The 26952-nt window shown below is 47.6% G+C and carries 22 protein-coding genes and 1 pseudogene; 17 read left to right on the forward strand and 6 right to left on the reverse strand.

Annotation, left to right across the window (positions count from 1 at the left end):
• The first annotated feature begins 19 nt into the window (after positions 1–19).
• Complete coding sequence (locus ABK447_RS01815) at positions 20–1396, forward strand: YncE family protein (protein WP_094031367.1); 1377 nt, start codon at positions 20–22, stop codon at positions 1394–1396.
• Positions 1397–1402: 6 nt separating this feature from the next.
• On the opposite strand, the pseudogene ABK447_RS01820 reads toward ABK447_RS01815, so the two are convergent.
• Positions 1403–1915 (reverse strand): annotated as a pseudogene (locus ABK447_RS01820) (bacteriocin biosynthesis protein AlbG); the annotation flags it as partial.
• Between the two features lie 153 nt (positions 1916–2068).
• Between ABK447_RS01820 and ABK447_RS01825 the strand changes: the two are divergent.
• The 4 genes from ABK447_RS01825 to ABK447_RS01840 all read left to right on the forward strand — a co-directional run bounded on the left by ABK447_RS01825 (position 2069) and on the right by ABK447_RS01840 (position 6302).
• On the forward strand, positions 2069–2497 hold the full coding sequence (locus ABK447_RS01825) for a DUF1934 domain-containing protein (RefSeq protein WP_007407634.1): 429 nt from the start codon (positions 2069–2071) through the stop codon (positions 2495–2497).
• Positions 2494–4164, forward strand: coding sequence for an arginine--tRNA ligase (argS, locus tag ABK447_RS01830; RefSeq protein ID WP_007407633.1), 1671 nt, complete (start codon positions 2494–2496; stop codon positions 4162–4164). The genes ABK447_RS01825 and argS overlap by 4 nt, the downstream gene beginning before the upstream one ends.
• Before the next feature lie 133 nt (positions 4165–4297).
• Entirely contained in the window at positions 4298–5488 is a 1191-nt protein-coding gene (narK, locus tag ABK447_RS01835) for a nitrate transporter NarK (protein WP_007407632.1), read from the forward strand.
• Between the two features lie 97 nt (positions 5489–5585).
• The gene (locus ABK447_RS01840) at positions 5586–6302 is read left to right on the forward strand and encodes a Crp/Fnr family transcriptional regulator (protein ID WP_007407631.1); all 717 of its coding nucleotides are present in this window, start codon (positions 5586–5588) and stop codon (positions 6300–6302) included.
• Positions 6303–6334: 32 nt separating this feature from the next.
• Here ABK447_RS01840 and ABK447_RS01845 read toward each other — a convergent pair whose 3' ends face one another.
• On the reverse strand, positions 6335–7054 hold the full coding sequence (locus ABK447_RS01845) for a YwiC-like family protein (RefSeq protein WP_094031365.1): 720 nt from the start codon (positions 7052–7054) through the stop codon (positions 6335–6337).
• Positions 7055–7196: 142 nt separating this feature from the next.
• Here ABK447_RS01845 and ABK447_RS01850 point away from each other — a divergent pair, with 142 nt between their 5' ends.
• The 8 genes from ABK447_RS01850 to ABK447_RS01885 all read left to right on the forward strand — a co-directional run bounded on the left by ABK447_RS01850 (position 7197) and on the right by ABK447_RS01885 (position 18405).
• The gene (locus tag ABK447_RS01850; protein ID WP_007407629.1) at positions 7197–7673 is read left to right on the forward strand and encodes a Crp/Fnr family transcriptional regulator; all 477 of its coding nucleotides are present in this window, start codon (positions 7197–7199) and stop codon (positions 7671–7673) included.
• Positions 7674–7851: 178 nt separating this feature from the next.
• Positions 7852–11538: a nitrate reductase subunit alpha gene (locus ABK447_RS01855; RefSeq protein ID WP_094031364.1), complete on the forward strand. Its 3687-nt coding sequence runs from the start codon at positions 7852–7854 to the stop codon at positions 11536–11538.
• Positions 11528–12991 (forward strand): nitrate reductase subunit beta, encoded by a 1464-nt coding sequence (narH, locus tag ABK447_RS01860; protein ID WP_015418432.1) that lies wholly within the window; start codon positions 11528–11530, stop codon positions 12989–12991. The genes ABK447_RS01855 and narH overlap by 11 nt, the downstream gene beginning before the upstream one ends.
• A 25-nt stretch (positions 12992–13016) precedes the next feature.
• A complete protein-coding gene (narJ, locus tag ABK447_RS01865) occupies positions 13017–13574 on the forward strand; it encodes a nitrate reductase molybdenum cofactor assembly chaperone (RefSeq protein ID WP_094031363.1) in 558 nt (185 codons plus the stop codon).
• Positions 13571–14242 carry a respiratory nitrate reductase subunit gamma gene (gene narI / locus ABK447_RS01870; RefSeq protein WP_094031362.1) on the forward strand — a complete coding sequence of 224 codons (672 nt, stop codon included), beginning with the start codon at positions 13571–13573 and terminating at the stop codon, positions 14240–14242. Before narJ ends, narI begins: the two co-directional genes overlap by 4 nt.
• 127 nt (positions 14243–14369) lie before the next feature.
• Positions 14370–14999 (forward strand): YitT family protein, encoded by a 630-nt coding sequence (locus tag ABK447_RS01875; protein ID WP_094031361.1) that lies wholly within the window; start codon positions 14370–14372, stop codon positions 14997–14999.
• Between the two features lie 95 nt (positions 15000–15094).
• Positions 15095–16597, forward strand: coding sequence for a cardiolipin synthase (cls, locus tag ABK447_RS01880; protein WP_021494799.1), 1503 nt, complete (start codon positions 15095–15097; stop codon positions 16595–16597).
• 80 nt (positions 16598–16677) lie between these two features.
• Positions 16678–18405 carry an ABC transporter ATP-binding protein gene (locus ABK447_RS01885; protein WP_094031360.1) on the forward strand — a complete coding sequence of 576 codons (1728 nt, stop codon included), beginning with the start codon at positions 16678–16680 and terminating at the stop codon, positions 18403–18405.
• 67 nt (positions 18406–18472) lie between these two features.
• On the opposite strand, the gene ABK447_RS01890 is transcribed toward ABK447_RS01885, so the two are convergent.
• From ABK447_RS01890 to cls (ABK447_RS01900), 3 genes are all read right to left on the reverse strand, one after another.
• A complete protein-coding gene (locus tag ABK447_RS01890; RefSeq protein WP_003151087.1) occupies positions 18473–18745 on the reverse strand; it encodes a hypothetical protein in 273 nt (90 codons plus the stop codon).
• 68 nt (positions 18746–18813) lie between these two features.
• The gene (gene uvsE, locus ABK447_RS01895) at positions 18814–19776 is read right to left on the reverse strand and encodes a UV DNA damage repair endonuclease UvsE (RefSeq protein WP_094031359.1); all 963 of its coding nucleotides are present in this window, start codon (positions 19774–19776) and stop codon (positions 18814–18816) included.
• Between the two features lie 12 nt (positions 19777–19788).
• Entirely contained in the window at positions 19789–20988 is a 1200-nt protein-coding gene (cls, locus tag ABK447_RS01900; protein ID WP_094031358.1) for a cardiolipin synthase, read from the reverse strand.
• A gap of 138 nt (positions 20989–21126) precedes the next feature.
• On the opposite strand from cls (ABK447_RS01900), the gene ABK447_RS01905 reads away from it, so the two are divergent.
• The 3 genes from ABK447_RS01905 (at position 21127) to pyrG (ending at position 25838) form a co-directional block, all read left to right on the forward strand.
• The gene (locus ABK447_RS01905) at positions 21127–23235 is read left to right on the forward strand and encodes a (Fe-S)-binding protein (RefSeq protein ID WP_100001630.1); all 2109 of its coding nucleotides are present in this window, start codon (positions 21127–21129) and stop codon (positions 23233–23235) included.
• A gap of 227 nt (positions 23236–23462) precedes the next feature.
• The gene (gene rpoE / locus ABK447_RS01910) at positions 23463–23990 is read left to right on the forward strand and encodes a DNA-directed RNA polymerase subunit delta (protein WP_007407616.1); all 528 of its coding nucleotides are present in this window, start codon (positions 23463–23465) and stop codon (positions 23988–23990) included.
• Positions 23991–24230: 240 nt separating this feature from the next.
• A complete protein-coding gene (pyrG, locus tag ABK447_RS01915; protein WP_007407615.1) occupies positions 24231–25838 on the forward strand; it encodes a glutamine hydrolyzing CTP synthase in 1608 nt (535 codons plus the stop codon).
• Positions 25839–25885: 47 nt separating this feature from the next.
• On the opposite strand, the gene ABK447_RS01920 is transcribed toward pyrG, so the two are convergent.
• Positions 25886–26407 (reverse strand): DUF2529 domain-containing protein, encoded by a 522-nt coding sequence (locus ABK447_RS01920; RefSeq protein WP_007407614.1) that lies wholly within the window; start codon positions 26405–26407, stop codon positions 25886–25888.
• A 164-nt stretch (positions 26408–26571) separates the two neighbouring features.
• Here ABK447_RS01920 and spo0F point away from each other — a divergent pair, with 164 nt between their 5' ends.
• On the forward strand, positions 26572–26946 hold the full coding sequence (gene spo0F, locus ABK447_RS01925; protein ID WP_012118670.1) for a sporulation initiation phosphotransferase Spo0F: 375 nt from the start codon (positions 26572–26574) through the stop codon (positions 26944–26946).
• Positions 26947–26952: the final 6 nt, after the last annotated feature.

The following is a 26952-nucleotide window of genomic DNA, read 5'->3' on the forward strand; positions in this document are numbered from 1 at the left end:
TCTAAAAGGACGTGAATTCATGAAAAAGAATGATCTGTCTGCTTTACAGGAAAATTGTTTCTGTTTTTGTGATGAGGAAATTAGCAGAGAAGCGCCGTTTCAAGTGCCGATTGACATTCCCGAGGGGTTCACCATTGATTCTGCCGAAGCAGCTGCGACGGTTACATGGAGTACTGATCATTTATTATGTATCAGTGAGCCTTGCTTAATCCAGACTGGGCCGGAACCAGAAGATATCGGTGTTCGATATGCCGTGAGAGTAAAAGGGACCGTTACGCTTCTTGTCAGTGTGTCGCCTGTACGAAATCAATATGGACAAGGGGACGGGTCTGTTTCTGTGATTCATACTGAAGAGATTGATCAAGTTGTTTATTATGCAGCGCAGTCTGGCCGCTGTCCTGATTTCAGTCAAATAACAGTGGAAGATCTTCTCATTGTACCGCCTTTCTACGGCAGTCCGCTTACGGTGACCGGGACGCTTGTTTTACCGCCACCGCCAGACCCTCAATCGTATGTGTTTACAGCCAATTCAGGAGACAGCACGGTTTCGGTTATTGATTCAGATTTAAACACTGTTGTAAAAACAATCCCTTTTTCTGACGTGCCAACTAATCTAGGCGTTACTTTCGATAAAGCTTTCACGTATGTCCTCCATGGGAATACCAACCTTGTCTCAGTGCTAGATAATAAAACATTAACCATCATAAATACCATCACTGTTGGAGGAGGGCCGAGAAAGGTTGAATTTGATTCAACAGATGAGTTCGCGTACGTGATGGCCGCCGGATCTATATATATGATCAACATGGCCTCTCAATCGGTCATTGATGTCATTCCGATACCCGGCGCTTTAGACTTTGCTCTTGATCCGAATGGACAGTATGTCTATACCGCTAATGGAAGCAGTTGGTCGGTTGATAAATATGATGTAAATACTGGGCAGTTGGTAGAAAGTATCATAGATACATTTGAATTTCCCAGTTTAATTGCCACTCCTTACGCTGGAAATTTTGCGTATGTGTTGAATGGTGAGCTGCTGCCGAAAGGTGTAACGGAGATCAGTTTGTCACCATTAAGCAGGGGAGGCGACTTCAACCGTTTATTGGAAACGCTGAGGACGATTGTATTTTCTCGCGATAGCACTAGGGCTTATTTTCTAGAGCCATATAGTGAACCGTTTCTCATTAATAACTTATACGTAGTTAATACGGCTGGACAGAGGATCATTGCAAACGTGTCTCTGCCCGGCGCCTTTGACCTCGCCGTAACACCTGATAATCAGTACATTTATGCAGCACAGCCCGGCGACAATACCGTAACCGTGTACCGCACGAGTGATTATACAGCCATGACGGTGATTCCGGTTGGGACTGGTCCGTCAGCGATTGCGATGTAGCTTATTTCACAGGTTGAGAGAAGCAGAGCTGCGATAAAAAAATCGTTTATAAATAAATGAGCCGATCTGCTGGATGGCAGCCAGGATGATTAAAAACAGCAGTTCACTTATGGTGAAACTGAGCATCCGCCAAACCCCTGCTGCTGCCAGCGCTCCCGCATGCTCTTTTTTGAACAGGCTGACATGCTGGAAAAGCTGCAGCAAGTACGTCCGCATAAAATACAATAAATACAAAATCAGTAACACCGCGAGTCCCATTGATACGGCAAGGGGCGTGTGAAAGCGGAAAGGGACGGCTTTGACGATTTCGTACACGCAGCCGAATATGATGACTTGGCATAATACAGCAGCCATCACGTGTGTTTGGCGGACGTTTTTATCGCTGTCACGCAGCGCTTTGACATCGTTGGCATTTCTGCTGCACAATCTATGTTGCCGGAAGTCGCAGCAGCTTCGATGAGACTGTGGGAGTTTCTGATAAGCTGCTGTCATGTTTTTTACGGATTGGGTGACATAGTGATATGATTTCCTCTTCTCATAAGGAACTGCTTTTTATGAGGTTTATCTTCAAATCTAATGAGCAATGATGGTAAGATAGAAGCAGTTGAAGTTTACAAGCTGAATGATTATACTATTCAAGTCAAAGTGGAATGATGAAAAGGACGTGTCAAAATGAAGCAAGAGACACCGATAACACTCCATGTGAAGTCTGTGATCGAGGATGACGGAAATGATGAAGTCATCGAATTCCGTACTACCGGATTTTACTATGTAAAACAACAAAAAGTGTATCTATCTTATTATGAAGAACACGACCTAGGCAAAGTAAAAACGATTGTGAAGGTGAGCGAAGGCGAAGTCCTGATCATGAGGTCAGGCGCTGTTAAAATGAATCAGCGTTTCATAACGGGAGCTTCCACAATTGCGAAATATAAAATGTCATTTGGTGAGCTTGAGCTGGAAACAAGCACAAAATCGATTCAATCTGATCTCGGTGAAGAAAAAGGCCGAATCAGCATCGCATATGACATGCATGTCGGAGACGGGCAGCAGCATTTACATAATATGACGATCACGTATGAGGGAGGAACTCACGCATGAACATTGCGGAACAAATGAAGGACGTGCTGAAGGAAGAAATCAAAGCGGCCGTTCTGAAAGCGGGCCTGGCGGACGAAAGCCAGATTCCAAGCGTACTGTTAGAAACGCCGAAAGAAAAAACACACGGTGATTATTCCACAAACATGGCGATGCAGCTGGCGAGAATCGCAAAAAAAGCGCCGCGCCAAATCGCTGAGGAGATCGTGGCGTCATTTGATAAAGGCAAAGCTTCCATTGAAAAGATGGATATTGCGGGACCTGGCTTTATCAACTTTTACATGAACAACAGCTACTTAACAAAACTGATTCCGTCCGTGCTTGAAGCGGGTGAACATTACGGAGAGACAAACATCGGACAAGGCGAAAAGATTCAGGTCGAATTCGTATCAGCCAACCCGACGGGAGATCTTCACTTAGGCCATGCGCGCGGCGCGGCGGTAGGTGACGCGCTGTGCAGTGTTCTTTCTAAAGCGGGCTATGATGTGAGCCGCGAATACTATATTAATGATGCGGGCAACCAGATTAACAACCTGGCGCTTTCCGTTGAAGTCCGTTATTTTGAAGCGCTCGGTCTCGAGAAACCGATGCCGGAAGACGGCTACCGCGGCGAGGATATTATCGCCATCGGGAAAAAGCTTGCCGAAGATTTCGGCGACCGTTTCGTACATGAAGAGGAGAGCGAACGTCAGGCGTTTTTCCGTGAATACGGCTTAAAGTACGAGCTTGATAAACTTCGCTCCGACCTGGAAAATTTCCGCGTACCGTTTGACGTATGGTATTCTGAAACGTCACTGTACGAAAACGGAAAAATTGATCAGGCGCTTGAGGCGCTTCGCGAAAAGGGCCATGTATACGAAGAGGACGGCGCGACATGGTTCCGCTCCACAACGTTCGGCGACGATAAAGACCGTGTGCTGATCAAAAAAGACGGTTCATACACTTATTTGCTGCCGGATATCGCATACCATAAAGACAAACTTGACCGCGGATTCGACAAGCTCATCAATGTATGGGGCGCGGATCACCACGGGTATATTCCGCGTATGAAAGCGGCGATTGAAGCGCTCGGTTACAAGAAAGGCACATTGGAAGTTGAGATCATTCAGCTCGTTCATTTATACAAAAACGGCGAAAAAATGAAGATGAGCAAACGTACGGGGAAAGCCGTAACGATGCGCGACTTGATTGAAGAAGTCGGCTTGGATGCCGTGCGTTATTTCTTCGCGATGCGCAGTGCTGATACGCACATGGATTTTGACTTGGATCTTGCCGTATCCACATCTAACGAAAACCCTGTGTATTATGCACAATACGCACATGCACGTATTTGCAGCATGCTTCGCCAAGGGGAGGAGCAGGGACTTAAACCGGCGGCAGATCTTGATTTCAGCCATATTCAATCAGAAAAAGAATATGACCTGCTGAAAACGATCGGCGGCTTCCCTGAGGCAGTGGCAGAAGCGGCGGAAAAACGCATTCCTCACCGTGTCACAAACTATATTTATGATCTGGCTTCCGCTCTGCACAGCTTCTACAATGCGGAGAAAGTCATCGATCCGGAAAATAAAGAGAAGAGCCGCGCGCGTCTCGCTTTAATGAAGGCGACGCAAATTACGCTGAACAATGCGCTTCAGCTGATCGGCGTATCCGCTCCGGAAAAAATGTAATGATGATCAAAGGACAAAGTCTTCGGGCTTTGTTCTTTTTTTGTATATAAAGCGTGTGATGTAATTCACAATCCCGCACACTGAGTTTTTGTATGATAAGACTGATATTGAATCAGTGAAAGGGGCAAGCCGAATGATCAATCGTCAACATATTCAATTATCGTTGCAGTCATTAAGCTTAGTGGCAGGGTTTATGGTGTGGGTGCTGATTTCATCGCTCATTTCTCAAATGACATCAGATATTCATTTAAGCAAAGGCGAAATTTCATTGGTGACGGCGATTCCCGTTATTCTCGGATCGCTTCTCCGTATTCCTTTAGGATATTTAACGAACAGGTACGGGGCGCGGCTGATGTTTATGATCAGCTTCATCCTGCTTTTGTTTCCTGTATTTTGGATCAGTATCGCGGATTCTTTATTTGATTTAATCGCGGGCGGCTTTTTCTTAGGGATCGGGGGAGCGGTATTCTCCATCGGAGTGACGTCCCTCCCGAAATATTATCCGAAAGAAAAGCACGGTGTCGTCAATGGGATTTACGGTGCCGGAAACATCGGGACCGCCGTTACTACCTTTGCGGCGCCGGTTATCGCTCAAGCCGCGGGATGGAAAGCAACCGTGCAGATGTATCTTGTTTTGCTGGCTGTTTTCGCATTACTGCACGTTTTGTTCGGCGACCGGCATGAGAAGAAAGTCAAAGTTTCCATAAAGACACAAATGAAAGCCGTTTACCGAAATCATGTGCTGTGGATGTTGAGCCTGTTTTATTTTATTACGTTCGGCGCCTTTGTCGCCTTTACCATCTATCTTCCGAATTTTTTGGTTGAGCATTTTGGGCTGAGCCCTGCGGACGCCGGTCTGCGGACGGCCGGCTTTATTGCGGTCTCTACGCTGCTCAGGCCTGTGGGAGGGTTTCTTGCAGATAAACTGAGCCCGCTCCGCATTCTGATGTTCGTTTTCGCAGGGCTTACGCTGTCAGGGGTCATGCTGTCATTCTCCCCGACGATCGGCCTTTATGCGTTTGGATCGCTGACGGTGGCAGTCTGCTCAGGGATTGGAAACGGGACGGTATTTAAACTGGTGCCTTTCTATTTTTCGAAGCAAGCGGGGATTGCCAACGGTATTGTGTCTGCTATGGGCGGACTGGGCGGTTTTTTCCCTCCGCTGATTCTGGCAAGTGTATTTCAGGCAACAGGCCAATACGCGATCGGGTTTATGGCGCTTTCAGAGGTCGCGTTAGCCAGCTTTGTTCTTGTGATCTGGATGTATTGGCAGGAAAGAATGAAAACACATACGGAGAGAAACAGTCAGAGCCTCAATTCATAATGATCCATTCACAAGATTGTTAGTTTTTTCTGGGTGAGTGCAAATCAAGTCACGTTACAATATACATACGCAACGTGACTTTCTTCGAGGTGAGCTCATGAATATTCTCTCTGTCCGAAAATCTGATAAAGAACTTCTTTCCCGCGAACTGCATGAATTGCTGGAATCGATCAGTACGAAAAGGAAAATGAAAAAACATACTTATTTGTTTCAAGAAGGAATGGATGCAAAAGAGCTTTATCTGATTCAGTCAGGACTCATTGAAATCGGCAAGCTGACATCTGACGGAAAAGACCTGACGCTTAGAATCTGCCAAAAAAACGATATTGTCGGGGAATTGACGCTATTCACAGATGAGCCGAGATATATGCTCAGTGCGAAAGTGTTAGAGGATGGCGAGGTGCTCGTCATTAATAAAAACAAGCTGGAAAAGGAATTGATCCAAAACGGTGTTTTGACGTTTGAATTTATGAAATGGATGAGCACCCATCTTCGAAAAATCCAGTCCAAGATCAGGGACCTGCTTCTTCACGGCAAAAAGGGGGCGCTCTATTCCACCCTTATCCGCTTATCAAACAGCTACGGGGTGGAACGAAGCGACGGGATTCTGATTAACATTGTGCTGACAAATCAGGATTTGGCCAAGTTTTGCGCGGCGGCAAGGGAGAGCGTCAACCGCATGCTGGGAGACCTCCGCAAACAAGGGGTTATTTCGATAGACGAAACCGGAAAAATTATTTTGCACAAGCGGGACTATTTACGATGCGAGATCGAGTGTGAAAATTGTCCGCTTGAGATCTGCAATATTGACTGAAAAAAAACAAGGGCAGCCGGTGTCCTTGTTTTTCAGCTTGTGATACATATACACATGACGGCGAAAAAGAAGCCGGCATTTACGATTTCCAGAATGCCGATCGTTTTCACCGGCCAGTCTCTTCCGTGAAAAAACCAGGCCCGCAGACTGCTTGGGATAAAAGCGAGAAACGCCCAGCCTGCCCCAAGAAGAGCCGATAAAAAGGGGAGCAAGAGGTGATATCCCCACGACCAGTATGCAAAGGTTCTGTTTTTTCTCTCCCGTATGACCGATTTCACATAAAAAGAACTCCCGACAAAAAATAAAGCGGATTGCAAGAATAGAAACCAAGCCCAGCCGTCAAGGGTTCCCGTTCCCAGCCAGCAGCTCGCAAGCCCGCCTGAACAAAAGAACAGAACACCCGCAATATCATTCGTGAGCGCCCGTTCGTTTTTTCGGCGGGCATAATGCGTATGTATGAGAAACAGCGGCAATAAAAAAACGCCGATCCAGACGAGCTGCGGCCTATGATAGACAGAAATGATCAAAAAGCAGCAGGCCGGAAAACCGTAATACCATATCCACTTTTGATAGGGCTGAAGCTGTTTCTTTTTCAAAGCGAGCGAAACGGGATAAACCGTCAAGTAAAGGAACAGCCAGCCCAGAAAGAGCGGAATATGCCAGAAAACCGGGCCTCCCTTGACCATGCCGAGTAAAAATGGAATCAGCAGCATCGCCCATGCGCCGTGCTGCTTCGGAATCATCGCCTTCATCGAAACCCTCCTTTTTATTTCATTATAAGTACAAACACTCTCCTGATAAGTGACTTTTATCATACAAGCTGTGAAATACATCACTGCCGCGCGGGCTCAATCGGGCTACACTAAAGCTATCCTTAGCACAGGAGGCTTTCCTATGAATCAGTGTGACTATTTATTATTTCTGAAACAACTTCCTATGTTTAATGAAGTGCCTCTGTCCATTGTCGAAACCTTGCTGAAAAACGGGACGTTTATCCGCGGCTCATCTGACCAATCTCCATCCTTTCTTCATTCACAATCCGTTTATATTGTATTAAAAGGCAATATCCGTTTTACGGACAGCAGGCTCCCTGAAGGGTCGCAAACCGTTGCGCTGTGGGAAAAAGGCGATGTGTTTCCGATTGATGAAAAAGGCGGGCTCTCTTTATCGCCTTTTATCTCAGTCAATGCCTCACCGGATATTCTGGTACTCCATATTCCATATTCCGTATTTAAGCAAATGATGTCTTACCATCCGAGGCTGCAAATGAACTTTTTGGCGATGCTTCAGCAAAATGTCTTCTGTTCCTATCAGTTGTTTTTGCGGTATCTGCATACATCACGGGATGAAAACGCCGAACCCGGTTCTTAAACAGAACCGGTTTTTTTTGATGACGCCGGGCATCCCCATATCGTTTGAAAATCCTTCCTGCTGCTCTATGTGAACGTTTTGTGAAAAAAGCAGAGTGTGTGACATAGTTCACAAGGAAACGCGCCGTCTCTGTTTATAGTGTACATAGCATCACCTGACTCGGAAGGAGTGAACGATCATGAAGAAAAAGAAAATGAGTCCGTTGCTCAGGAGATTAAACTATTTTTCTCCTATCGAACATCATTCAAATAACCATAGCCAAACGACAAGCGAAGATCGTGATTGGGAGAATGTATACAGAAACAGATGGCAGTACGACAAAGTCGTTCGCTCCACCCACGGCGTCAACTGCACGGGTTCTTGCAGCTGGAATATTTATGTGAAAAACGGAATTGTCACGTGGGAAGGACAAAACTTGAATTATCCATCAACAGGCCCGGATATGCCTGATTTCGAACCGAGAGGCTGCCCGCGGGGGGCCAGTTTTTCATGGTACATTTACAGCCCGCTCCGTGTGAAATATCCATATGTGCGAGGTGTGCTGATCAATTTGTGGCGGGAAGCATTGCAGGCGCATCAAAATCCGCTGGATGCCTGGAAATCGATCGTTGAAAACCCTGAAAAAGCGAAGTCCTATAAACAGGCAAGAGGGAAAGGCGGCTTTGTCCGCGCGGAATGGCCGGAGGTGCTGAAGCTGATTTCAGCCTCTCTGCTGTATACAGTGATGAAATACGGGCCTGACCGGAATGTCGGTTTTTCTCCGATCCCGGCGATGTCCATGATCAGCCACGCATCAGGTTCGCGATTCATGTCGTTAATCGGCGGCCCAATGCTCAGTTTTTATGACTGGTATGCGGATCTTCCGCCGGCGTCCCCGCAAATTTGGGGCGACCAGACGGACGTTCCGGAGAGCAGTGATTGGTACAATTCAGGCTATATCATCACATGGGGCTCCAACGTTCCGTTAACGAGAACGCCTGATGCGCATTTTCTGGCGGAAGCCCGCTATAAAGGCGCTAAAGTCATTTCGATCAGTCCCGATTTTGCGGAATCCTCAAAGTTCGCAGATGACTGGCTGAGTATCCGCCAGGGGACTGACGGGGCGCTTGCGATGGCGATGGGTCACGTCATTTTGCAGGAATTTTACGTGAACCAAGAAACTGAACGTTTTATTGAGTACGCGAAGCAATACACCGATTTTCCATTCTTCGTCACTCTTTCAAAAGAGAACGGCGTGTATACAGCGGGACGGTTTCTGCATGCAAAAGACATCGGGCGGCAGACAAAAAATGATCAGTGGAAGCCGGCGGTCTGGAATGAACAGACAGGTGCGTTTGCCATACCGCAAGGCACAATGGGCTCCCGCTGGGACGGGCAGCAGAAATGGAATCTGCACATGATCGACGAAGACACCGGGGAACCGATTGAACCCCGTCTCTCCGTGCTCGGAATAGAGGACGAAATCGGCATGGTGCGCATTCCGTATTTTTCAGATGACGGAAACAAAGTGCTTGAGCGGGATCTTCCTATTAAAAAACTGGATCTGAATGGTGAAGAGACGTACGTCACGACCGTGTTTGACTTGATATTGGCCAACTACGGCGTGAACCGGGGCATCGGCGGACAATCAGCCGCATCCTATGATGATCCCCGTCCGTTCACACCTGCCTGGCAGGAACAGATCACGGGAATTAAAAGAGAAGCCGTTATACAGATTGCCAGGGAGTTTGCCCAAAATGCGATTGATACAGACGGCAGATCCATGATTATCGTAGGGGCGGGGATCAACCACTGGTTCAACTCCGACACGATTTACCGTGCGGTGTTAAATCTTGTTTTACTCGTAGGCGCCCAAGGTGTAAACGGCGGAGGCTGGGCCCATTACGTGGGGCAGGAAAAACTCCGTCCGGCTGAAGGGTGGCAGACGATTGCAACCGCAAAGGACTGGGAAGGCGTGCCTAAGCTGCAAAACGGCACCTCGTTTTTCTACTTTGCGACAGACCAGTGGCGTTATGAAGACCAGCCGATCAGTGACTTGGCTTCACCGATCGCCGCGTCATCCCGCTACAAGCATCACGCCGATTACAATGTGCTGGCGGCGCGATTAGGGTGGCTTCCGTCTTACCCGACATTCAATCAAAACGGCATTGATCTGTACAAAGAAGCTGAGAAAGCGGGGGCGGCGACACCTGAAGACGTAGGTGCGTACGTGGCCTCACGGCTTCAAGAGAAAAAACTGAAATTCGCGATTGAAGACCCTGACAATGAAGTGAATTTCCCAAGGAATCTCTTCGTATGGCGGGCAAACCTGATCTCAAGCTCAGGGAAAGGGCATGAATATTTTCTCAAGCATCTGCTGGGGACGACGAACGGTCTGATGAATGACGACAGCGACAGCATCCGCCCTGAAGAAATCAAATGGCGGGAGCAGGCGCCGGAAGGCAAGCTCGACTTGTTAATCAATCTTGATTTTCGAATGGCGGGTACGGCGCTGTATTCCGATATCGTGCTGCCGGCGGCGACATGGTATGAAAAACACGACCTCAGCAGCACGGATATGCATCCGTTTATTCATCCATTTGCTCCGGCCATCTCGGCGCCATGGGAATCGAAGTCAGACTGGGATATTTTTAAGGCGCTGTCAAAAGCCGTTTCCGATCTGGCGGAAGAAGTCGATATGGAGCCGGTGAAAGAGGTAGTCGCAACGCCGCTCCTCCACGACACCATGCAGGAATTGGCCCAGCCATTCGGCAAAATCAATGACTGGAGCAAAGGCGAATGTGAAGCCATTCCGGGAAAAACGATGCCGAACATCCATGTCGTTGAACGGGATTACAAACACATTTTTCATAAAATGACCGCGCTCGGCCCTCATACGGCTTTAAAACCGAGCGGAACAAAAGGGATGAGCTGGTCGATTGCGGATGAATATGAATCACTCAAACAGAGACTGGGAGAAACCGATTCAAACAGCGTTGCCAAAGGATGCCCGAATATAAGTGAAGCGAAGCAGGCGGCGGAAGCGATTTTAACCCTGTCGTCCACCTCAAATGGAAAAGTCGCCGTGAAAGCATGGGAATCACTTGAAAACATTACCAATCTGGAGCTGAAAGACCTGGCGGAAGAGCGCAAGGAAGAATGCTTTACGTTCGAGCAAATTACAGCCCAGCCGAAAACGGTCATCACCTCTCCGGCCTTTACCGGTTCAGAAAAAGGAGGGCGCAGGTACTCGCCGTTTACGACGAATGTGGAAAAATTAATTCCGTGGCGGACGCTGACAGGCAGACAATCCTATTATGTCGATCATGAACTGATGATGGAATTCGGTGAAACGATGGCGACATTTAAACCGATCCTCCAGCACCGTCCGTTCCTAAGCAAGCGGCCTGATCAAGAGGGCAAAGAAATAGTTCTTAATTATTTGACGCCGCATAATAAATGGTCCGTCCACAGCATGTATTTTGATTCTCTGCCGATGCTGACGCTGTTCCGCGGCGGGCCGACTGTGTGGATGAATAAAGATGATGCTGCGGATACGGATATCAAAGACAACGATTGGATTGAATGCTTCAACCGAAACGGCGTTGTCGTCGCGAGAGCGGTTTTGTCTCACCGGATTCCTAAAGGAATGGCGTTTATGCACCATGCCCAAGACCGCCACATCAATGTGCCCGGCACAAAACTGACGAATAACCGCGGAGGCACCCATAACAGCCCGACAAGGATTCACGTCAAGCCGACCCAGATGATCGGCGGCTATGCCCAGCTCAGCTACGGCTTTAACTACTATGGCCCTACGGGGAATCAGCGCGACCTGAATGTCGTCATCCGCAAGCTGAAGGAGGTCGATTGGCTTGAAGATTAAAGCGCAGATCGGGATGGTCATGAACTTGGATAAATGCATCGGCTGCCACACGTGCAGCGTCACCTGCAAAAACACGTGGACAAACCGTTCCGGTGCGGAATATATGTATTTTAATAATGTAGAAACAAAGCCCGGCATCGGCTACCCGAAGCAATGGGAGGACCAGGACAAATATAAAGGCGGCTGGACGTTGAAAAAAGGAAAGCTTGAACTGAAATCAGGCCCGAAAACAAACCGGCTTGCAGGCCTTTTCTATAATCCGAATCAGCCGACGATTGATGACTACTATGAACCTTGGAACTATGATTATGAAACATTAACAAACAGCCCGCAAAAAAAGCACCAGCCGGTGGCGCGGCCGAAATCGTCCTTAACGGGGGATTTCATGAATATCGAATGGGGCCCGAACTGGGAGGATGATCTCGCTGGCGGCCACATTACAGGGCTTGAAGATCCAAACGTGCAAAAGATGGAGGAATCGATCAAAACTGAATTCGATGAAGTCTTTATGATGTATCTTCCGCGTATTTGTGAGCACTGCATTAATCCGGCGTGCGTGTCCTCCTGCCCGTCCGGCGCCATGTACAAACGTGAGGAGGACGGCATTGTGCTTGTGGATCAAAACGCATGCCGTTCATGGAGATATTGCGTCTCATCCTGTCCTTATAAAAAAGTCTATTTTAACTGGCAAACGAACAAAGCGGAAAAATGCACACTCTGCTTTCCGCGCTTGGAGGCGGGGCTGCCGACTATTTGCTCTGAAACGTGTGTTGGCAGAATCCGCTATCTCGGCGTCATGCTGTATGACGCGGACAAAGTGGAGGAAGCGGCATCGGTTGAAAATGAAAAGGATCTCTACCATTCCCAACTGGACGTTTTTCTTGATCCGAATGATCCTGAGATTGCCAAACTGGCAAAAGAACAAGGCATCCCGGCTGAATGGATAGAAGCGGCGCAGCAATCGCCGATCTATAAAATGATCATTGACTGGAAGATTGCGCTGCCGCTTCATCCAGAGTACCGCACGCTGCCAATGGTGTGGTACATTCCGCCGCTCAGTCCGATTATGAATCTCTTTGAAGGAAAAGGAAGCCGGCAAACGGCGGAAGCTATTTTTCCGGCTATCGACCAAATGAGAATTCCGATTGACTATTTGGCGCAGCTGTTAACAGCCGGTGATACGGATCATATTCGGTCAACGTTAAAGAAAATGTCTGTCATGCGCCAGTATATGAGGGCGGTTCAGACGAATAAATCCATCGACCCGGCATTGGTCTCCAGTGTCGGCTTAACAGAACAGCAAATTAAAGACATGTATCGGCTGCTGGCAATCGCCAAATATGATGACCGTTTTGTGATCCCGAGCAGCCATCGAGAAGAAGTGTCAGATTTATATGCTGAACAAGGGAGCTGCGGTTTATCATTTTCAGGCGGCCCCGGCTCTTGTTTCTAATTTTTCATAAATGAGGTGTAATAACATGAACACCACAGACCGGCAAATGACGTTCTTCGCTCTTTCCGTTCTTCTCTCTTATCCGGATGAAGAGTGGAGAGCCGAGATTCCCGATTGGAAGGCTCTTATCCATGACATCACCAATCAGCAAATCCGGGAGAAATTGCTGCACTTTTTAGAGGTGGCAGCAGGCTTTTCTCCGCAAGCGCTGATTGAACACTATGTGTATACGTTCGATTTCGGAAAAAAAACGAATATGTACGTCACCTACTTTAACTCAGGCGAACAAAGGGAACGCGGCATTGAATTGCTGCATTTAAAAAACACCTACCAGCAATCCGGTTTCCTGCCGACAGAGAAAGAACTGCCTGATTACCTGCCGCTGATGCTGGAATTCGCCGCGGTTGCGGAGATTGAAGCGGCGAGAAGCGTGTTTGAAAAATATCTGTCCAATGTGAGGGAGCTGGCTTCGCGCCTCGAAAAAAATAACAGCATCTATGCTGAGCTGCTGCACGTACTGCAGGCCGCACTGGAAAACATCGGTGTACGTGAAAGCACTGAAGAAGGGGCTGTTCAGGCATGAGCGGGCAGATCCTCTGGGGCGTGATGCCATACATTGTATTGACAATCTTTATCGGCGGGCATATTTACCGCTATCAGCATGACCAATTCGGCTGGACGGCGAAATCAAGCGAGCTGTTAGAAAAGAAAAAACTCGCCGCTGGTAGCACACTTTTTCATTGGGGACTGCTGTTCGTTGTCGGCGGACATGTCATGGGAATTCTGATCCCGGAAGGCGTGTATACTGCACTTGGCATTTCAGAGCATACGTATCACAAAATGGCGATCGGCGCTGGCCTGCCGGCGGGGATGGCGGCATGTACCGGACTAGTGATCCTGACGTACAGAAGGCTGTTTGACAAAAGAATCCGCAAAACCAGCTCGCCATCGGATATCCTTACGCTCATCCTGCTTCTGTTCATGATGCTGTCAGGTGTTGCGGCCACGTTTCTCAACATTGATTCGAAAGGATTTGATTACAGGGCAACGGTGGGGCCGTGGTTCAGGGAAATTGTTTTGTTCCGGCCTGACGCTTCTTTGATGGAGAGTGTCCCGCTATGGTTTAAGTTTCATATCATGATCGGATACGTCGTTTTTATCCTTTGGCCGTTTACAAGATTGGTTCACGTATTCAGCCTGCCGCTCAAGTATTTGACCCGCAGCTATGTCGTGTATCGGAAACGCTCGTGAAAATCCCCCTTGCAAGAGGGGGATTTTTTTATAAACGTGAGATATTTTCTGCCAATGAAATGGCTGGGCGGCCGCGATTCCTGTTATGTTTGATGTGGAAATAACATCAACAAAAGGAGCGTGAAGAATGAAGCGGATTTTACTCATTTTAACTGCTTGTCTGATGACAAGCGCCGGGGTCCTGACGCTCAGACATTCTCATGTGTTGACCGGCGGCACAGCCGGACTGTCACTAAGCCTGACATACTTGTTTCATTCCCCGTTTTCCATTATCTTCTTTCTGATCAATATCCCGTTTTATGTGTTTTCTTTCGTCAGAATGGGCGTCAAATTCACCCTATCCACCGTTTTTGCAGTCACAGCGCTGACTTTGTTTACAAGCGCGGATCACTGGCTGCCGTCTGTCTCTTTTTCACCGCTTGCCGGGTCGATTTGCGGCGGAGCGCTGATCGGGTTCGGCCTGTCGCTCATGTTTTATCATCAGGCATCGCTCGGCGGCGCCAATATCCTCGCTTTATTTCTGCAAAAGCGCTGCGGATGGAATCCGGGCGCGGTTAATTTCCTCTTCGATTTTGGGGTAGTGCTGGCGGGCATTTTTTCCGTCGGATTGCTGAGAGGGATCTTCTCCTTAGTGTCGATTGCGGTCACGGGCCTGATCGTCGGCTTCTTCAAAAATAAAATCAAAGGCAGCTACTCCCTCAATCCGGCATTGCTTCAGAACATCACACCCGGCCAATCACAGGAAGCTTCATCATAAGCCTTTCCGCTCGTGCGGAGAGGCTTTTTCATATGTTTACAAGCCGGAAAACAGAGGGTATACAGAGATATCGGATCAGATGGGAGAGAGTCGGGATGCTGAAAAGGAGACTGGAATTTTGCTTTTTATATATGATGCTTATCGGAGCATATGTCATATGGTTTTTTCCGGTTTCCAGGCTTGAGTTTTACGGAGGGGTGCTTTGCTATGCAAGCATTATTTTGTTCAGCATCTATTCGTTAATTCTTGAAAACCGCACCTCGCAGCACACGCTGTTATGGATTCATATTCTTGTGTTTTTTCCGATCGCCGGGTACTTATTTTACCTTTTTTCCGGCCAGCTTTATGAAAAAGGCAAGCTGTTCAGGTCGAAACGGACATACAACCGGGAAAAGCTGAGAACGATATTTGATATGGAACAAACTCCCGACCTGTCCGGGCTGAAAGGAAATCAGAAGCGTTTCTTTCAATATTCAATCAAGGCGTCCCATATGAATATTAATACAAAAAGCAGGCTGAAGGTGCTCAAAAACGGGGACGAAACATTTCCGGAGCTGTTTGAGGCGCTCCGGGAGGCCGCGTCATTTATACATATTGAGTATTACATGTTCAAATCAGACATGCTCGGGCACAAGATGATGGACATTATGATGGAAAAGGCGCGTCAAGGTGTGGAAGTGCGGTTTTTGTTCGACGCGGCCGGCAGCCTGAAGCTGGCCGGAAAAGATATTAAAAAACTGAAACGCGCGGGTGTGAACATCGTCCCGTTTCTGCCGCTGAAATACGGTTTTTTCAACCAAAAATTCAATTTCAGAAATCACCGCAAGATCGTCATCGTTGACGGGAAAGTCGGTTTTGTCGGCGGGCTGAATGTCGGCAAGGAGTATATCGGCAAAGACCAAGATGTCGGCTTTTGGCGGGACACACATATGAAAGTCGAAGGAGAAATCGTTCAGACACTCCACAGCATTTTTATGCTTGATTGGGAATACGTTTCGGATGAGGTGCTGATTGATCAGAAAGCATATACCCGCCCGGTTGCGGCAGAAAGCGGCGGCGTCTATCAAGTCGTTCCGACAGGCCCCGATATGAAGGAGCGGATGAGCGATCTGTATTATGCCATGATAGCGGCGGCCGAATCGTCTGTATGGATCGCGACGCCTTATTTCGTGCCGAATGAGCCGATCCGCACAGCGCTAAAGGAGGCTGCTGCCAGAGGCGTCCGGGTGCGTGTCATGGTGCCGGAAACCAATGACGGGTTTTTAACCCAGTACGCGACGAGATCGTATTTCCCCGAGCTTCTTCGCGAAGGAATCGAAGTCTATTCTTATCAAAAAGGCTTTATGCATCAAAAGGTGCTCATCACTGACGGAAACCTCGCCTCTGTCGGGACGGCGAATATGGACATGAGAAGCTTTCAGCTGAACTTTGAAGTCAATGTCTTTTTTACGGATCAAGAGGCGATCAAAGATCTTGAAGCGCATTACCTGGAGGATATGAAGGAGTCTGAAAAAATCAGCCCCGTCCGTTTCTATAAGCGCACATTATGGGAAAGAACGAAGGAATCCTTCGCACGGTTATTTTCCGGCGTTTTATAAAAAACGCTTTTAAAACTCCTTGTGTATAGTATAATTGAGAAATATTATCATTAAGAACGAGGCACAAGGAGGACGGAATCGTGCTGCGACAATTTTTTTCTTATTATAAACCGTACAAAAAGCTGTTTTTTCTCGACTTCTTTTCTGCCATCGCCGGCGGATTGATGGAGCTGAGTTTTCCTCTGATTGTCAATTACTTTATCGATACATTGCTCCCGGGGCGGGATTGGAGTCTGATTATTTTGACTTCCGCTGCTTTATTCGGGGTCTACGCCCTCAGCTCGGCACTTCAGTATGTTGTGACGTATTGGGGCCATATGCTCGGCATTAACATTGAAACGGATATGCGGAAAAAGCTTTTCGACCATCTGCAAAAGCTTCCGTTCAAATTTTACGATAACAACAAAACGGGCAGTTTAATGTCCAAGCTCACCAATGATTTGATGTATATCGGAGAAACCGCCCACCACGGGCCTGAAGACCTGTTTATCGCGATCATGACGATTTTGGGCGCGTTCGGTGTGATGCTGTTTATTAACTGGCAGCTTGCGCTGTTGACTTTTATCATTATGCCGGTCGTCATATGGCTTGCTTTGTATTTCAATAAAAAAATGACCTCTGCGTTTACAAAACTGAACAAAGACGTCGGAGACTTCAGCGCGAGGGTTGAAAACAATATCGGCGGCATCCGTCTTGTTCAGGCTTTCAGCAATGAAGCGTTTGAAACGCAGCGGTTTGACGTGAACAATCAGCGTTTCCGCAAAACAAAGCTGACGTCTTATAAAATCATGGCGAAAAACGGCTCGATCAGTTACATGCTGACAAGATTCGTCACGCTGTTCGTCTTATTGTGCGGCACATGGTTCGTGATCCGCGGATCGTTATCTTACGGGGAATTCGTCGCTTTTGTGCTGCTGACGAACGTTCTGTTCCGTCCGATTGATAAAATCAACGCGATTATTGAGATGTATCCGAGAGGCATTGCCGGTTTTAAAAGCTTTATAGAAATACTGGAAACGGAGCCTGATATCAAGGACGCCCCGAACGCGAGACATGTGTCCGGTTTAAAAGGGAATATCCGTTATGATGGTGTGTCATTCGGTTACGAAGAAAACAGTCCGGTTCTGTCGGGAATCAATTTGTCCATTCATGCCGGGGAGACAGTCGCATTCGTCGGGCCTTCGGGAGCGGGAAAATCAACGCTGACAAGTCTGCTGCCGCGCTTTTATGAGCCGTCTGAAGGCGTGATTTCCATCGACGGAATCGATATTAAGGACATGACGCTGTCATCATTGCGCGGACAAATCGGCGTCGTCCAGCAGGATGTCTTTCTGTTTTCCGGCACATTGCGGGAAAACATTGCTTACGGGCGGCTCGATGCGTCTGAGGAAGAAATCTGGCAGGCCGTCCGCCAGGCGCATTTAGAGGATTTGGTAAACGGGTATCCCGACGGTTTAAACACGGTGATCGGCGAGCGCGGCGTGAAGCTGTCAGGCGGGCAGAAGCAGCGGCTTTCCATCGCCAGAATGTTTTTGAAAAACCCGTCGATCTTAATTTTAGACGAGGCTACATCAGCCCTCGATACAGAAACGGAAGCCGCCATTCAAAAATCGCTGCAAGAGCTGTCTGAAGGACGCACAACGCTTGTGATCGCCCATCGGCTGGCTACGATTAAGGATGCGGACCGGATCGTCGTCGTCACGAAAGATGGCATCGCTGAACAAGGTCATCATAAGGAACTGCTGGCATCCGGCGGCATGTACCAGAGACTTCATCAGGCCCAATTCGGCGAGCTGATACATCAATAAAAGAAAAAGGATAGACGAGCGGGGGCCGGGCAGCCTCCTGTCTATCCTTGTTTTATGTAGTCCGTATTTAATGGGCTTCTTTTTGCGCAGGTTCGATGATATGTTTGAAACGGTCAACAAGCTGCACCGCTTTCTTTCCTTCCACTACAATTAAATATTCTTGTTCTTTATGGGCCATTCTGAACGTTTCCAGCTCAATGATATCTTTGATTTTGCACATCGTTTTTTTAGAGTAGATATACAGCTCGTGGCCTCCCGTGTGGCAAAGCTGATAAAGCTGAAGCATGTTTCGTAAAGTGAACTTCTTAGCTGCTATTTTCAAAGATGTAATGTTTTTCATATGTTTTCTCCTCCGTCTGATGGTCTGTTATTTCGGAAATTCCCCATATAAACGGGTGATAAACCTGGTTATGCCTTCCACTTCAGCACTCCGCCCGCCAGGCGTTTGACTCCGCGGATGGCGCTTAATTCTTCGACGAGCCGGAGCAGCGCCCGGTCTTTCTCTTTCGCCTCAATCATAAAATCGATGTCCGTATCCCATTGTCTGAACCGCTCCAGCACCGGCAGAATAAAATTCGCATCCACATAGTCCGCATGACTGCGTATGGCTGATTCTGATTTTGGCGAGGAGAGATGGACCTTCGGCTTTAAGCCGATCCGCTGCCATGTTTTGATCATCCGCGGAAGAATGTCATCTAAATCAGCGTCATCGGTCGGATTGGCGTAAAAATGGTGATAATCAAACACAAACGGAATGCCTTCTTGTTCACATACACTGAGTGTTTCCTCGGACGTATATGTTTTATCATCGTTTTCTAAAGTCATCCGCTGTTTGATGACATCGGGAAGTTCTTTCAGATTCACGCGGAAACGGCCAAGCGCGCTTTGTTTGTCACCGTAAGCGCCTCCGACATGGATGTTGATGACGGAACGGTCCGCGATGTCCATTGCGTCCAGCATGTCATAATGATAGGCCATATCCTTGACCGCATTTGCGGTAATCTCCTGTTTCGGGCTTGTAAAAAGCGTGAATTGGTTCGGATGAAAGCTCGTTCTGAGGTCATATTTTCTGACCAGCCCGCCGATCTCACGAAACTCCTGGCGAAACGGCGTGACAAAATCCCACAGCACATCCGGATGGGTGGCGAGCGGCACAATCGAGCTTGAGAACCTGTACAGCGGGATGCCGTGGCCGACCACATAGTGGATGGTGCGCAGCGTATTGGTAAGATTTGCTTTCGTCACAGAAAGCAGGGCGTCTTTCCGCTCACTGCGGGAAAGCTTGGTATAGCGCGCATATGTTAAGGTTTTGGCGGGGGACGCGTCCCAAAGGCGCATGGCGTTTGCGACGAATCCGAATCTGAACAGCATATGGTTTCTCCTTTATAAAAAGTAAGATATGGCCTTTCCGAGCCATTCTGCAGGAAGCTGTCTGACGGAGCGCTGTTTCACTTTTTCTAATGTGAGAAGCTCGGATTTTTCAATGTCCTGCTTTATGGTTGAAAGCACTTCCTTTGTAAAGGTTTCATCATGAATGATGACATTCACCTCTTCATTCCAGAACAGACTCCGTTTATCAAAATTCGGCGTGCCGATAATGCTGATGCGGTCATCAATAATGAAAGCTTTGACATGATAAAAGCCTTGATAATACCGATAGATGAGGCAGCCGGCCTTCAGAAGCTCGGGATAATAGGTAAAAGCTGTTTCCCGAACGAGCGGGTGGTCTGACTTCATCGGCACGATCAAGATGACTTTGACGCCTTTTCGGCAGGCTGAAATAAGCGCTTCCTGAAGCTTTTTGCTCGGTACATAATAAGGCGTGCCGATAATGATTTTTTTCTCCGCCTTACGGATGCAGTTTTCATAATGCGATTCAAGCGAAAAACCGTCAGATGCATATGTCCTATGAGAGATATTCCCTTCGGATAATGCGGGATAAACCCCGGGTGATCCGAGTGCCTTTCCGGTGTTTCGTTTCAGATCGCTTACAAAAAGAGTCTGAAGATCCGCCGTGCCTTCGCCGGTCATCCGCAGGTGATAATCCTCCCAGTTTCCGAACTTCGCTTTTTTGCCGAGGTACTCTTCAGCGATATTAAAACCGCCGACATAGCCGATTTTGCCGTCAATGACGGTCACTTTCCGGTGATTCCGTTTTTGCAGCCTGAAAAATAGAAACGGAAATGCCGGTTTATTTAGAAAATGAACGTGAACGCCGGCTTTTTTCATCGTTTGAATGGAAGGCTTTTTCACTTGGCGGCTGCCCGCCCAATCGAGCAGCAGATATACGGAGATGCCGGCCTGGGCCTTTTCTTTCAATAAATCAAACATCTCATGGCTGACTTGGTCGTTCTTCATAATAAAAAACATCATATGAATAGAAGAGACGGCTTGGCGGATATCGGCCGTCATCTGCCGCACAAGCTCGCTGCCGCAGTGAATGAGTGTGATATCACTCTTTTTCGGGTCAAAAACGGGCTCATACGCCTGTTTTTTGTACGCCGCCCGGCCAAGCAGCATATCAAGCAGCATAAGTGCGATCAATATGATAAAAATGACAAGCAACACAAAAATGACCTTCATACCGACGCTCCTTTCCGAAGTATTCGTAGTGTGCCCTGAGAATGTGAATTTAATTATTGACTGAACACTCATTCATTATTTATGATAAAGTAAAGATATGACAATGAAGAGGGGTATCAGAACAAAGGGGGAGACAAGATGAACGCATTTCTCATGGTAAACGCGCTGCTGTTTTCAGCTGTAACCGCTTACGCCGTTTATTTATTCGTTTACCTGATCAGAACGAGGATCGCTTATATTAAGCTCGGCCAAAGGGAAGAATTTGATAAACGCCTGAAAGAACGTCTTCAGAAGATATGGGTGAATGTATTCGGACAGAAAAAACTGCTGAAAGATAAAAAGAGCGGCATCATCCACGTTCTGTTTTTTTACGGTTTTATACTCGTTCAGTTCGGCGCAATTGATTTTATTCTGAAAGGGCTGCTTCCTGACCGTCATCTGCCGTTCGGTCCGCTTTATCCGGCGTTTACCTTTTTTCAGGAAATCGTCACGTTTCTGATTTTAGTCGCCGTAGTCTGGGCGTTTTACCGGCGCTACATTGAAAAACTCGTCAGACTGAAACGCGGGTTTAAAGCGGGGCTTGTCCTGCTGTTTATCGGCGGACTGATGGTGACGGTGCTTCTCGGGAACGCCATGAACCTTTTATGGCACGATCATTCTCTGTCTTGGACGGAGCCGATCGCCTCCTCCATTGCGATTGTGCTCGGCGGTCTTTCAGCGCCGGCGGCCGCCGCCGTGTTTTATGTTTCATGGTGGCTTCATCTGTTGTTTTTGCTCAGCTTTTTAGTGTACGTGCCGCAATCAAAGCATGCGCACTTAATTGCAGGTCCGGCGAATGTGTTCCTCAGCAGGCTGGATTCAAAAGGAAAGCTGGAAAAAATCGATTTCACCGATGAGACGAAAGAAAGCTACGGCGTCGGAAAGATTGAAGACTTCCGCCGTTCTCAGCTTGTCGACCTTTACGCCTGCGTCGAATGCGGCCGCTGTACAAATATGTGTCCGGCCTCCGGTACGGGCAAGATGCTCTCGCCGATGGACCTCATTTTAAAACTCAGAGACCATTTGACGGAAAAAGGCGCTGCCGTGACGTCAAAATCTCCGTGGGTGCCCGCACCCGTTTTTCAGCACACGAAAGCGAATCAGCTCGCCGCGGCTTCCTCAGGGGGAGGATCGCGTGAAGCGGCCGCAGCCATCGATTACAACCCGAGCTTAATCGGCGATGTCATCACGGAAGAGGAGATTTGGGCGTGCACGACTTGCCGCAACTGTGAAGATCAATGTCCGGTCATGAATGAACACGTTGATAAAATTATCGATCTGCGCCGCTATCTTGTGCTTACGGAAGGGAAGATGGACAGCGACGCACAGCGGGCCATGACAAGCATTGAAAGACAGGGAAACCCGTGGGGCTTAAACCGGAAAGAGCGGGAGAACTGGCGGGAGCAGGCCGATACAGAGATTCCGACAGTGAAAGAAATGAAAAAACAAGACAAAGAGTTCGACTATTTGTTTTGGGTCGGCTCAATGGGTTCCTACGACAACAGGAGCCAAAAGATTGCCGTCTCATTTGCAAAGCTGCTTAATGAAGCGGGCGTATCCTTTGCGATTCTCGGCAATAAGGAAAAAAACTCAGGCGATACGCCGCGCCGTTTGGGCAACGAGTTTCTGTTCCAAGAGCTGGCGGAACACAACATCGGCGAATTTGAAAAACACGGGATCAAAAAAATCGTCACGATTGATCCGCACGCTTATAATATGTTCAAAAATGAATATCCTGATTTCGGATTCCGGGCCGAAGTCTATCATCATACTGAATTATTAGCCGAGCTTGTGTCACAGGGAAGACTAAAACCGCTTCACCCGGTGAATGAAACGATTACCTTCCATGACTCGTGCTATTTAGGAAGATACAATGAAGTGTATGAGCCGCCGAGAGCGATCTTAAAAGCCATTCCGGGCGTTCAATTGAAGGAAATGGAGCGCAGCCGCGAAAACGGGATGTGCTGCGGCGCCGGGGGAGGGCTCATGTGGATGGAAGAAGAAACGGGGGCCAGAATCAACACGGCCCGGACTGAGCAGGCGCTTTCTGTCAGTCCGACGGTCATCAGCTCCGGATGTCCTTACTGTCTGACCATGCTCGGTGACGGTACGAAAGCGAAAGAAGCCGAAGACGCGATCGGCACTTATGATGTCAGTGAATTGCTCGCCATGTCTGTATTCGGCGCCGAAAAACAAGAGTCTTTATAGAAAGAAGCGGGCCGCCGGTGCATATGCCGGCGGCTTTGTTTTCGCACATCAGCCGATTTATGAAGGGACGGCTCTAAAATTTCTTAAATTACGCTGTTAAGGGTAGCATATTCTGTTTTAATTTGTTTATAATGAGAGGTATGGTTTATGAACAAAACAATACAAATTCGTTCTTATTATAGGATAGAAACAGATACATATAAGTAATAGAAAGGGAGTGTCCGACCTTGAGTATCAAACAATATTCTCAGGAACAGCTGAAGCAGATGGCTTTAGTTGAAATCGCTCACGAAATTTTCTCAGAACATAAAAAACCGGTTCCGTTCCAGGAGCTGCTGAATGAAATGATCTCCTTGCTCGGTGTTACGAAAGAGGAATTGGGCGACCGTATCGCCCAATTTTATACAGACCTGAACATTGACGGCCGCTTTATTGCTCTGTCAGACCAGACGTGGGGGCTTCGCAGCTGGTATCCGTACGATCAGCTGGATGAAGAAACACAGCCGACTGTAAAAGCGAAAAAGAAAAAAGCGAAAAAAGTCGTTGAGGAAGATCTCGACCTTGATGAATTCGAGGAAGTTGACGAAGATGACATCGATCTCGATGAAATAGAAGAAGATATTGACCTTGAAGCAGACAGCTTTGACGACGAAGATATCGATGAAGAAGATGACGACGAGCTTGAGATCGAAGACGAGATGATTGAAGAAGATGAGGAAGATTATGATGATGAGGAAGAGGATCGCAAAGACTGATTTTATATCAGCAAAACGATCTTGACTTTCATTGTCGAACTATGTAGTATGTATTTTGGGCTCTTCAAAAAGAAGAGAATTCATAAGAGTGCTACGCTCCCTTTCAAGAAATTGAAAGGGAGCTTTCTTATTTTCATCTCCCAAATTCTTTTACACATCATTTGTTTTTAGTGAAATGATTTTCTATAAAACGGCACATTTTAAGGAATGTAGCGCAGACCGAAGAGAGGAGCAAACGAAATGACGAAATATATTTTTGTAACCGGGGGAGTTGTATCATCACTCGGAAAAGGAATTGTGGCTGCGTCACTTGGCCGCCTTTTGAAAAACAGAGGCATGAGCGTCACCATCCAAAAATTTGACCCTTATATCAACGTTGACCCGGGAACGATGAGCCCGTACCAGCACGGTGAGGTATTCGTTACCGATGACGGCGCTGAGACTGACCTTGACTTAGGGCATTATGAGCGGTTCATTGACATTAATCTGAACAGATTCAGCAACGTGACGACTGGTAAAATCTATTCTGCCGTATTGAAAAAAGAGCGCCGCGGGGACTACCTCGGCGGAACGGTTCAGGTCATTCCGCACATCACAAATGAACTGAAAGACCGCGTGTACCGTGCAGGCAAAGAAACAAACGCAGATGTAGTCATTACTGAGATCGGCGGAACAGTGGGAGACATCGAATCCCTTCCGTTCCTTGAAGCCATCCGTCAAATGAAAAGCGACATCGGCCACGAAAACGTGATGTACATTCACTGTACGCTTGTTCCGTACATCAAAGCGGCGGGCGAGCTGAAAACAAAACCGACGCAGCACAGCGTAAAAGAGCTGAGAAGCCTCGGTATTCAGCCTAATATCATCGTCGTGCGCACGGAAATGCCGATTTCTCAAGATATGAAAGATAAAATCGCGCTCTTCTGCGATATTGACACGAAAGCGGTCATCGAGTGCGAAGATGCGGACAACCTTTACTCCATCCCGCTTAACCTTCAGGAGCAGGGACTCGATAAGCTTGTCTGCGATCATATGAAATTAGAATGCAAAGACCCGGATATGACGGAATGGAAAGACCTTGTCACGAAAGTGAAAAACTTGTCTAAAACCATTACAATCAGCCTCGTCGGTAAATACGTCGAGCTTCAGGACGCTTACATTTCAGTCGTTGAATCACTGCGCCACGCCGGCTATGCGTTTGACGCTGATGTGAAGATCAAATGGATTAACGCCGAAGAAGTGACAGAAAGCAATATTCAAGAGCTGACTAGCGGCACAGACGGAATCATCGTGCCCGGCGGTTTCGGAGACCGCGGTGTAGAAGGGAAAATCATCGCCGCCAAGTATGCGCGTGAGAATAAAATTCCGTTCTTCGGCATCTGCCTCGGTATGCAGATTGCATCCATTGAATATGCGCGAAACGTATTAGGTCTGGAAGGGGCTCACTCTGCGGAGATCGATCCGTCCACTCCTTATCCGATCATCGACCTTCTGCCGGAACAAAAAGATGTCGAGGATCTTGGAGGGACGCTCCGTCTCGGACTGTACCCTTGTAAGCTTCAGGAAGACACGAAAGCCTTCGAAGCGTATGCGGATGAAGTGGTATACGAACGCCACCGCCACCGTTATGAATTCAACAACGAATACAGACAGCAAATGGAAGAGAACGGTTTTGTGTTCTCAGGAACAAGCCCTGACGGCCGTCTTGTGGAAATCATCGAGCTGAAAGACCATCCTTGGTATGTCGCTTGCCAGTTCCACCCTGAGTTCAAATCAAGACCGACAAGACCTCAGCCTTTATTCAAAGACTTTATCGGCGCTTCCGTACAAGCTGCAGAACAGAAGTAATAAAAAAAGACTTGCCTCCTTTAAAAGCGGCAAGTCTTTTTTCTGCATCAGGCATATTCCTGCATCATTTCCTTTAACGTAAAGGACAGTGCGTGATAGACATACAGGCCTGTCATTAATGAAGGAAAGCCGTATCTTGTCCCGTCTTCATCAGGCAGAAGCGGCATTTTTAATTTGCTGTCAATATGAACATCACAAAATTCTTCAATCCCGGTTTGATCTTTGATGACAGGAGATACGCCAACGAGGCCGATCCCTTTTTCATAAAGCTTTTGAGCCAGCGCCTGTTCTTCAGCCGTGCCCGGACCTGAACAAAACATCAGCACCCTGTCGCTTTCTGTAATCGAATCAGCTGTATCCGGAAACGCTTTGACGGAAGGCATCGGTTCTGAGCCGAGTTCCGCCTCGCACAAAATGCCCTGCATCTCATTTGCGCCGTATAAATAAATGGTATGGCCGCTGACGGCTGCCTGCGCCAGCAGGCGCGCGCCGTCTTCTATTGCTTCGGATTCCTTATCCTGAATGCGGGAAAAAATGCCTGCAAGCTGCGTCGTAAATATCTTTAACATGAGTGAAACCTCCTTTACACATACAAGAACAGTATACAACAAAAGAGAAAATGCTCAGAAAATGTCGGAAAGTAGACTATTATAATTAAAGGAAATGTGAAAATCAAACAGAATACATAAACAACTGCTTCCTTTTGACGAAAATGATAATATTGGGGTGTAAAATGATGAATGAAAAGATTTTAATCGTAGATGACCAATACGGTATACGCATATTGCTCAATGAAGTGTTTCATAAAGAAGGGTACCAGACGTTTCAGGCCGCCAACGGCATACAGGCGCTGGACATCGTAACGAAAGAACGGCCCGATCTCGTGCTTTTAGATATGAAAATCCCCGGCATGGACGGAATCGAAATTCTCAAGCGCATGAAGATGATCGACGAATCTATCCGCGTCATTATCATGACCGCTTACGGAGAACTCGATATGATTAAGGAATCAAAAGAGCTCGGAGCGCTGACTCATTTTGCGAAACCTTTTGACATTGATGAGATCAGAGACGCGGTGAAAAAATATTTACCTCTAAAATCGAATTAATAAAAT

Origin of the sequence: Bacillus sp. hwrm1, from assembly GCF_040207805.1 — a bacterium.
GTDB lineage: Bacteria > Bacillota > Bacilli > Bacillales > Bacillaceae > Bacillus > Bacillus velezensis.

Bases quoted from the DNA above. Each gene is read 5' to 3' on its own strand.
- ABK447_RS01815 (WP_094031367.1), top strand. From the start codon at position 20: ATGAAAAAGAATGATCTGTCTGCTTTACAGGAAAATTGTTTCTGTTTT.
- ABK447_RS01825 (WP_007407634.1), top strand. From the start codon at position 2,069: ATGAAGCAAGAGACACCGATAACACTCCATGTGAAGTCTGTGATCGAG.
- argS (WP_007407633.1), top strand. From the start codon at position 2,494: ATGAACATTGCGGAACAAATGAAGGACGTGCTGAAGGAAGAAATCAAA.
- narK (WP_007407632.1), top strand. From the start codon at position 4,298: ATGATCAATCGTCAACATATTCAATTATCGTTGCAGTCATTAAGCTTA.
- ABK447_RS01840 (WP_007407631.1), top strand. From the start codon at position 5,586: ATGAATATTCTCTCTGTCCGAAAATCTGATAAAGAACTTCTTTCCCGC.
- ABK447_RS01845 (WP_094031365.1), bottom strand. From the start codon at position 7,054: ATGAAGGCGATGATTCCGAAGCAGCACGGCGCATGGGCGATGCTGCTG.
- ABK447_RS01850 (WP_007407629.1), top strand. From the start codon at position 7,197: ATGAATCAGTGTGACTATTTATTATTTCTGAAACAACTTCCTATGTTT.
- ABK447_RS01855 (WP_094031364.1), top strand. From the start codon at position 7,852: ATGAAGAAAAAGAAAATGAGTCCGTTGCTCAGGAGATTAAACTATTTT.
- narJ (WP_094031363.1), top strand. From the start codon at position 13,017: ATGAACACCACAGACCGGCAAATGACGTTCTTCGCTCTTTCCGTTCTT.
- narI (WP_094031362.1), top strand. From the start codon at position 13,571: ATGAGCGGGCAGATCCTCTGGGGCGTGATGCCATACATTGTATTGACA.
- ABK447_RS01875 (WP_094031361.1), top strand. From the start codon at position 14,370: ATGAAGCGGATTTTACTCATTTTAACTGCTTGTCTGATGACAAGCGCC.
- cls (WP_021494799.1), top strand. From the start codon at position 15,095: ATGCTGAAAAGGAGACTGGAATTTTGCTTTTTATATATGATGCTTATC.
- ABK447_RS01890 (WP_003151087.1), bottom strand. From the start codon at position 18,745: ATGAAAAACATTACATCTTTGAAAATAGCAGCTAAGAAGTTCACTTTA.
- uvsE (WP_094031359.1), bottom strand. From the start codon at position 19,776: ATGCTGTTCAGATTCGGATTCGTCGCAAACGCCATGCGCCTTTGGGAC.
- cls (WP_094031358.1), bottom strand. From the start codon at position 20,988: ATGAAGGTCATTTTTGTGTTGCTTGTCATTTTTATCATATTGATCGCA.
- ABK447_RS01905 (WP_100001630.1), top strand. From the start codon at position 21,127: ATGAACGCATTTCTCATGGTAAACGCGCTGCTGTTTTCAGCTGTAACC.
- pyrG (WP_007407615.1), top strand. From the start codon at position 24,231: ATGACGAAATATATTTTTGTAACCGGGGGAGTTGTATCATCACTCGGA.
- ABK447_RS01920 (WP_007407614.1), bottom strand. From the start codon at position 26,407: ATGTTAAAGATATTTACGACGCAGCTTGCAGGCATTTTTTCCCGCATT.
- spo0F (WP_012118670.1), top strand. From the start codon at position 26,572: ATGATGAATGAAAAGATTTTAATCGTAGATGACCAATACGGTATACGC.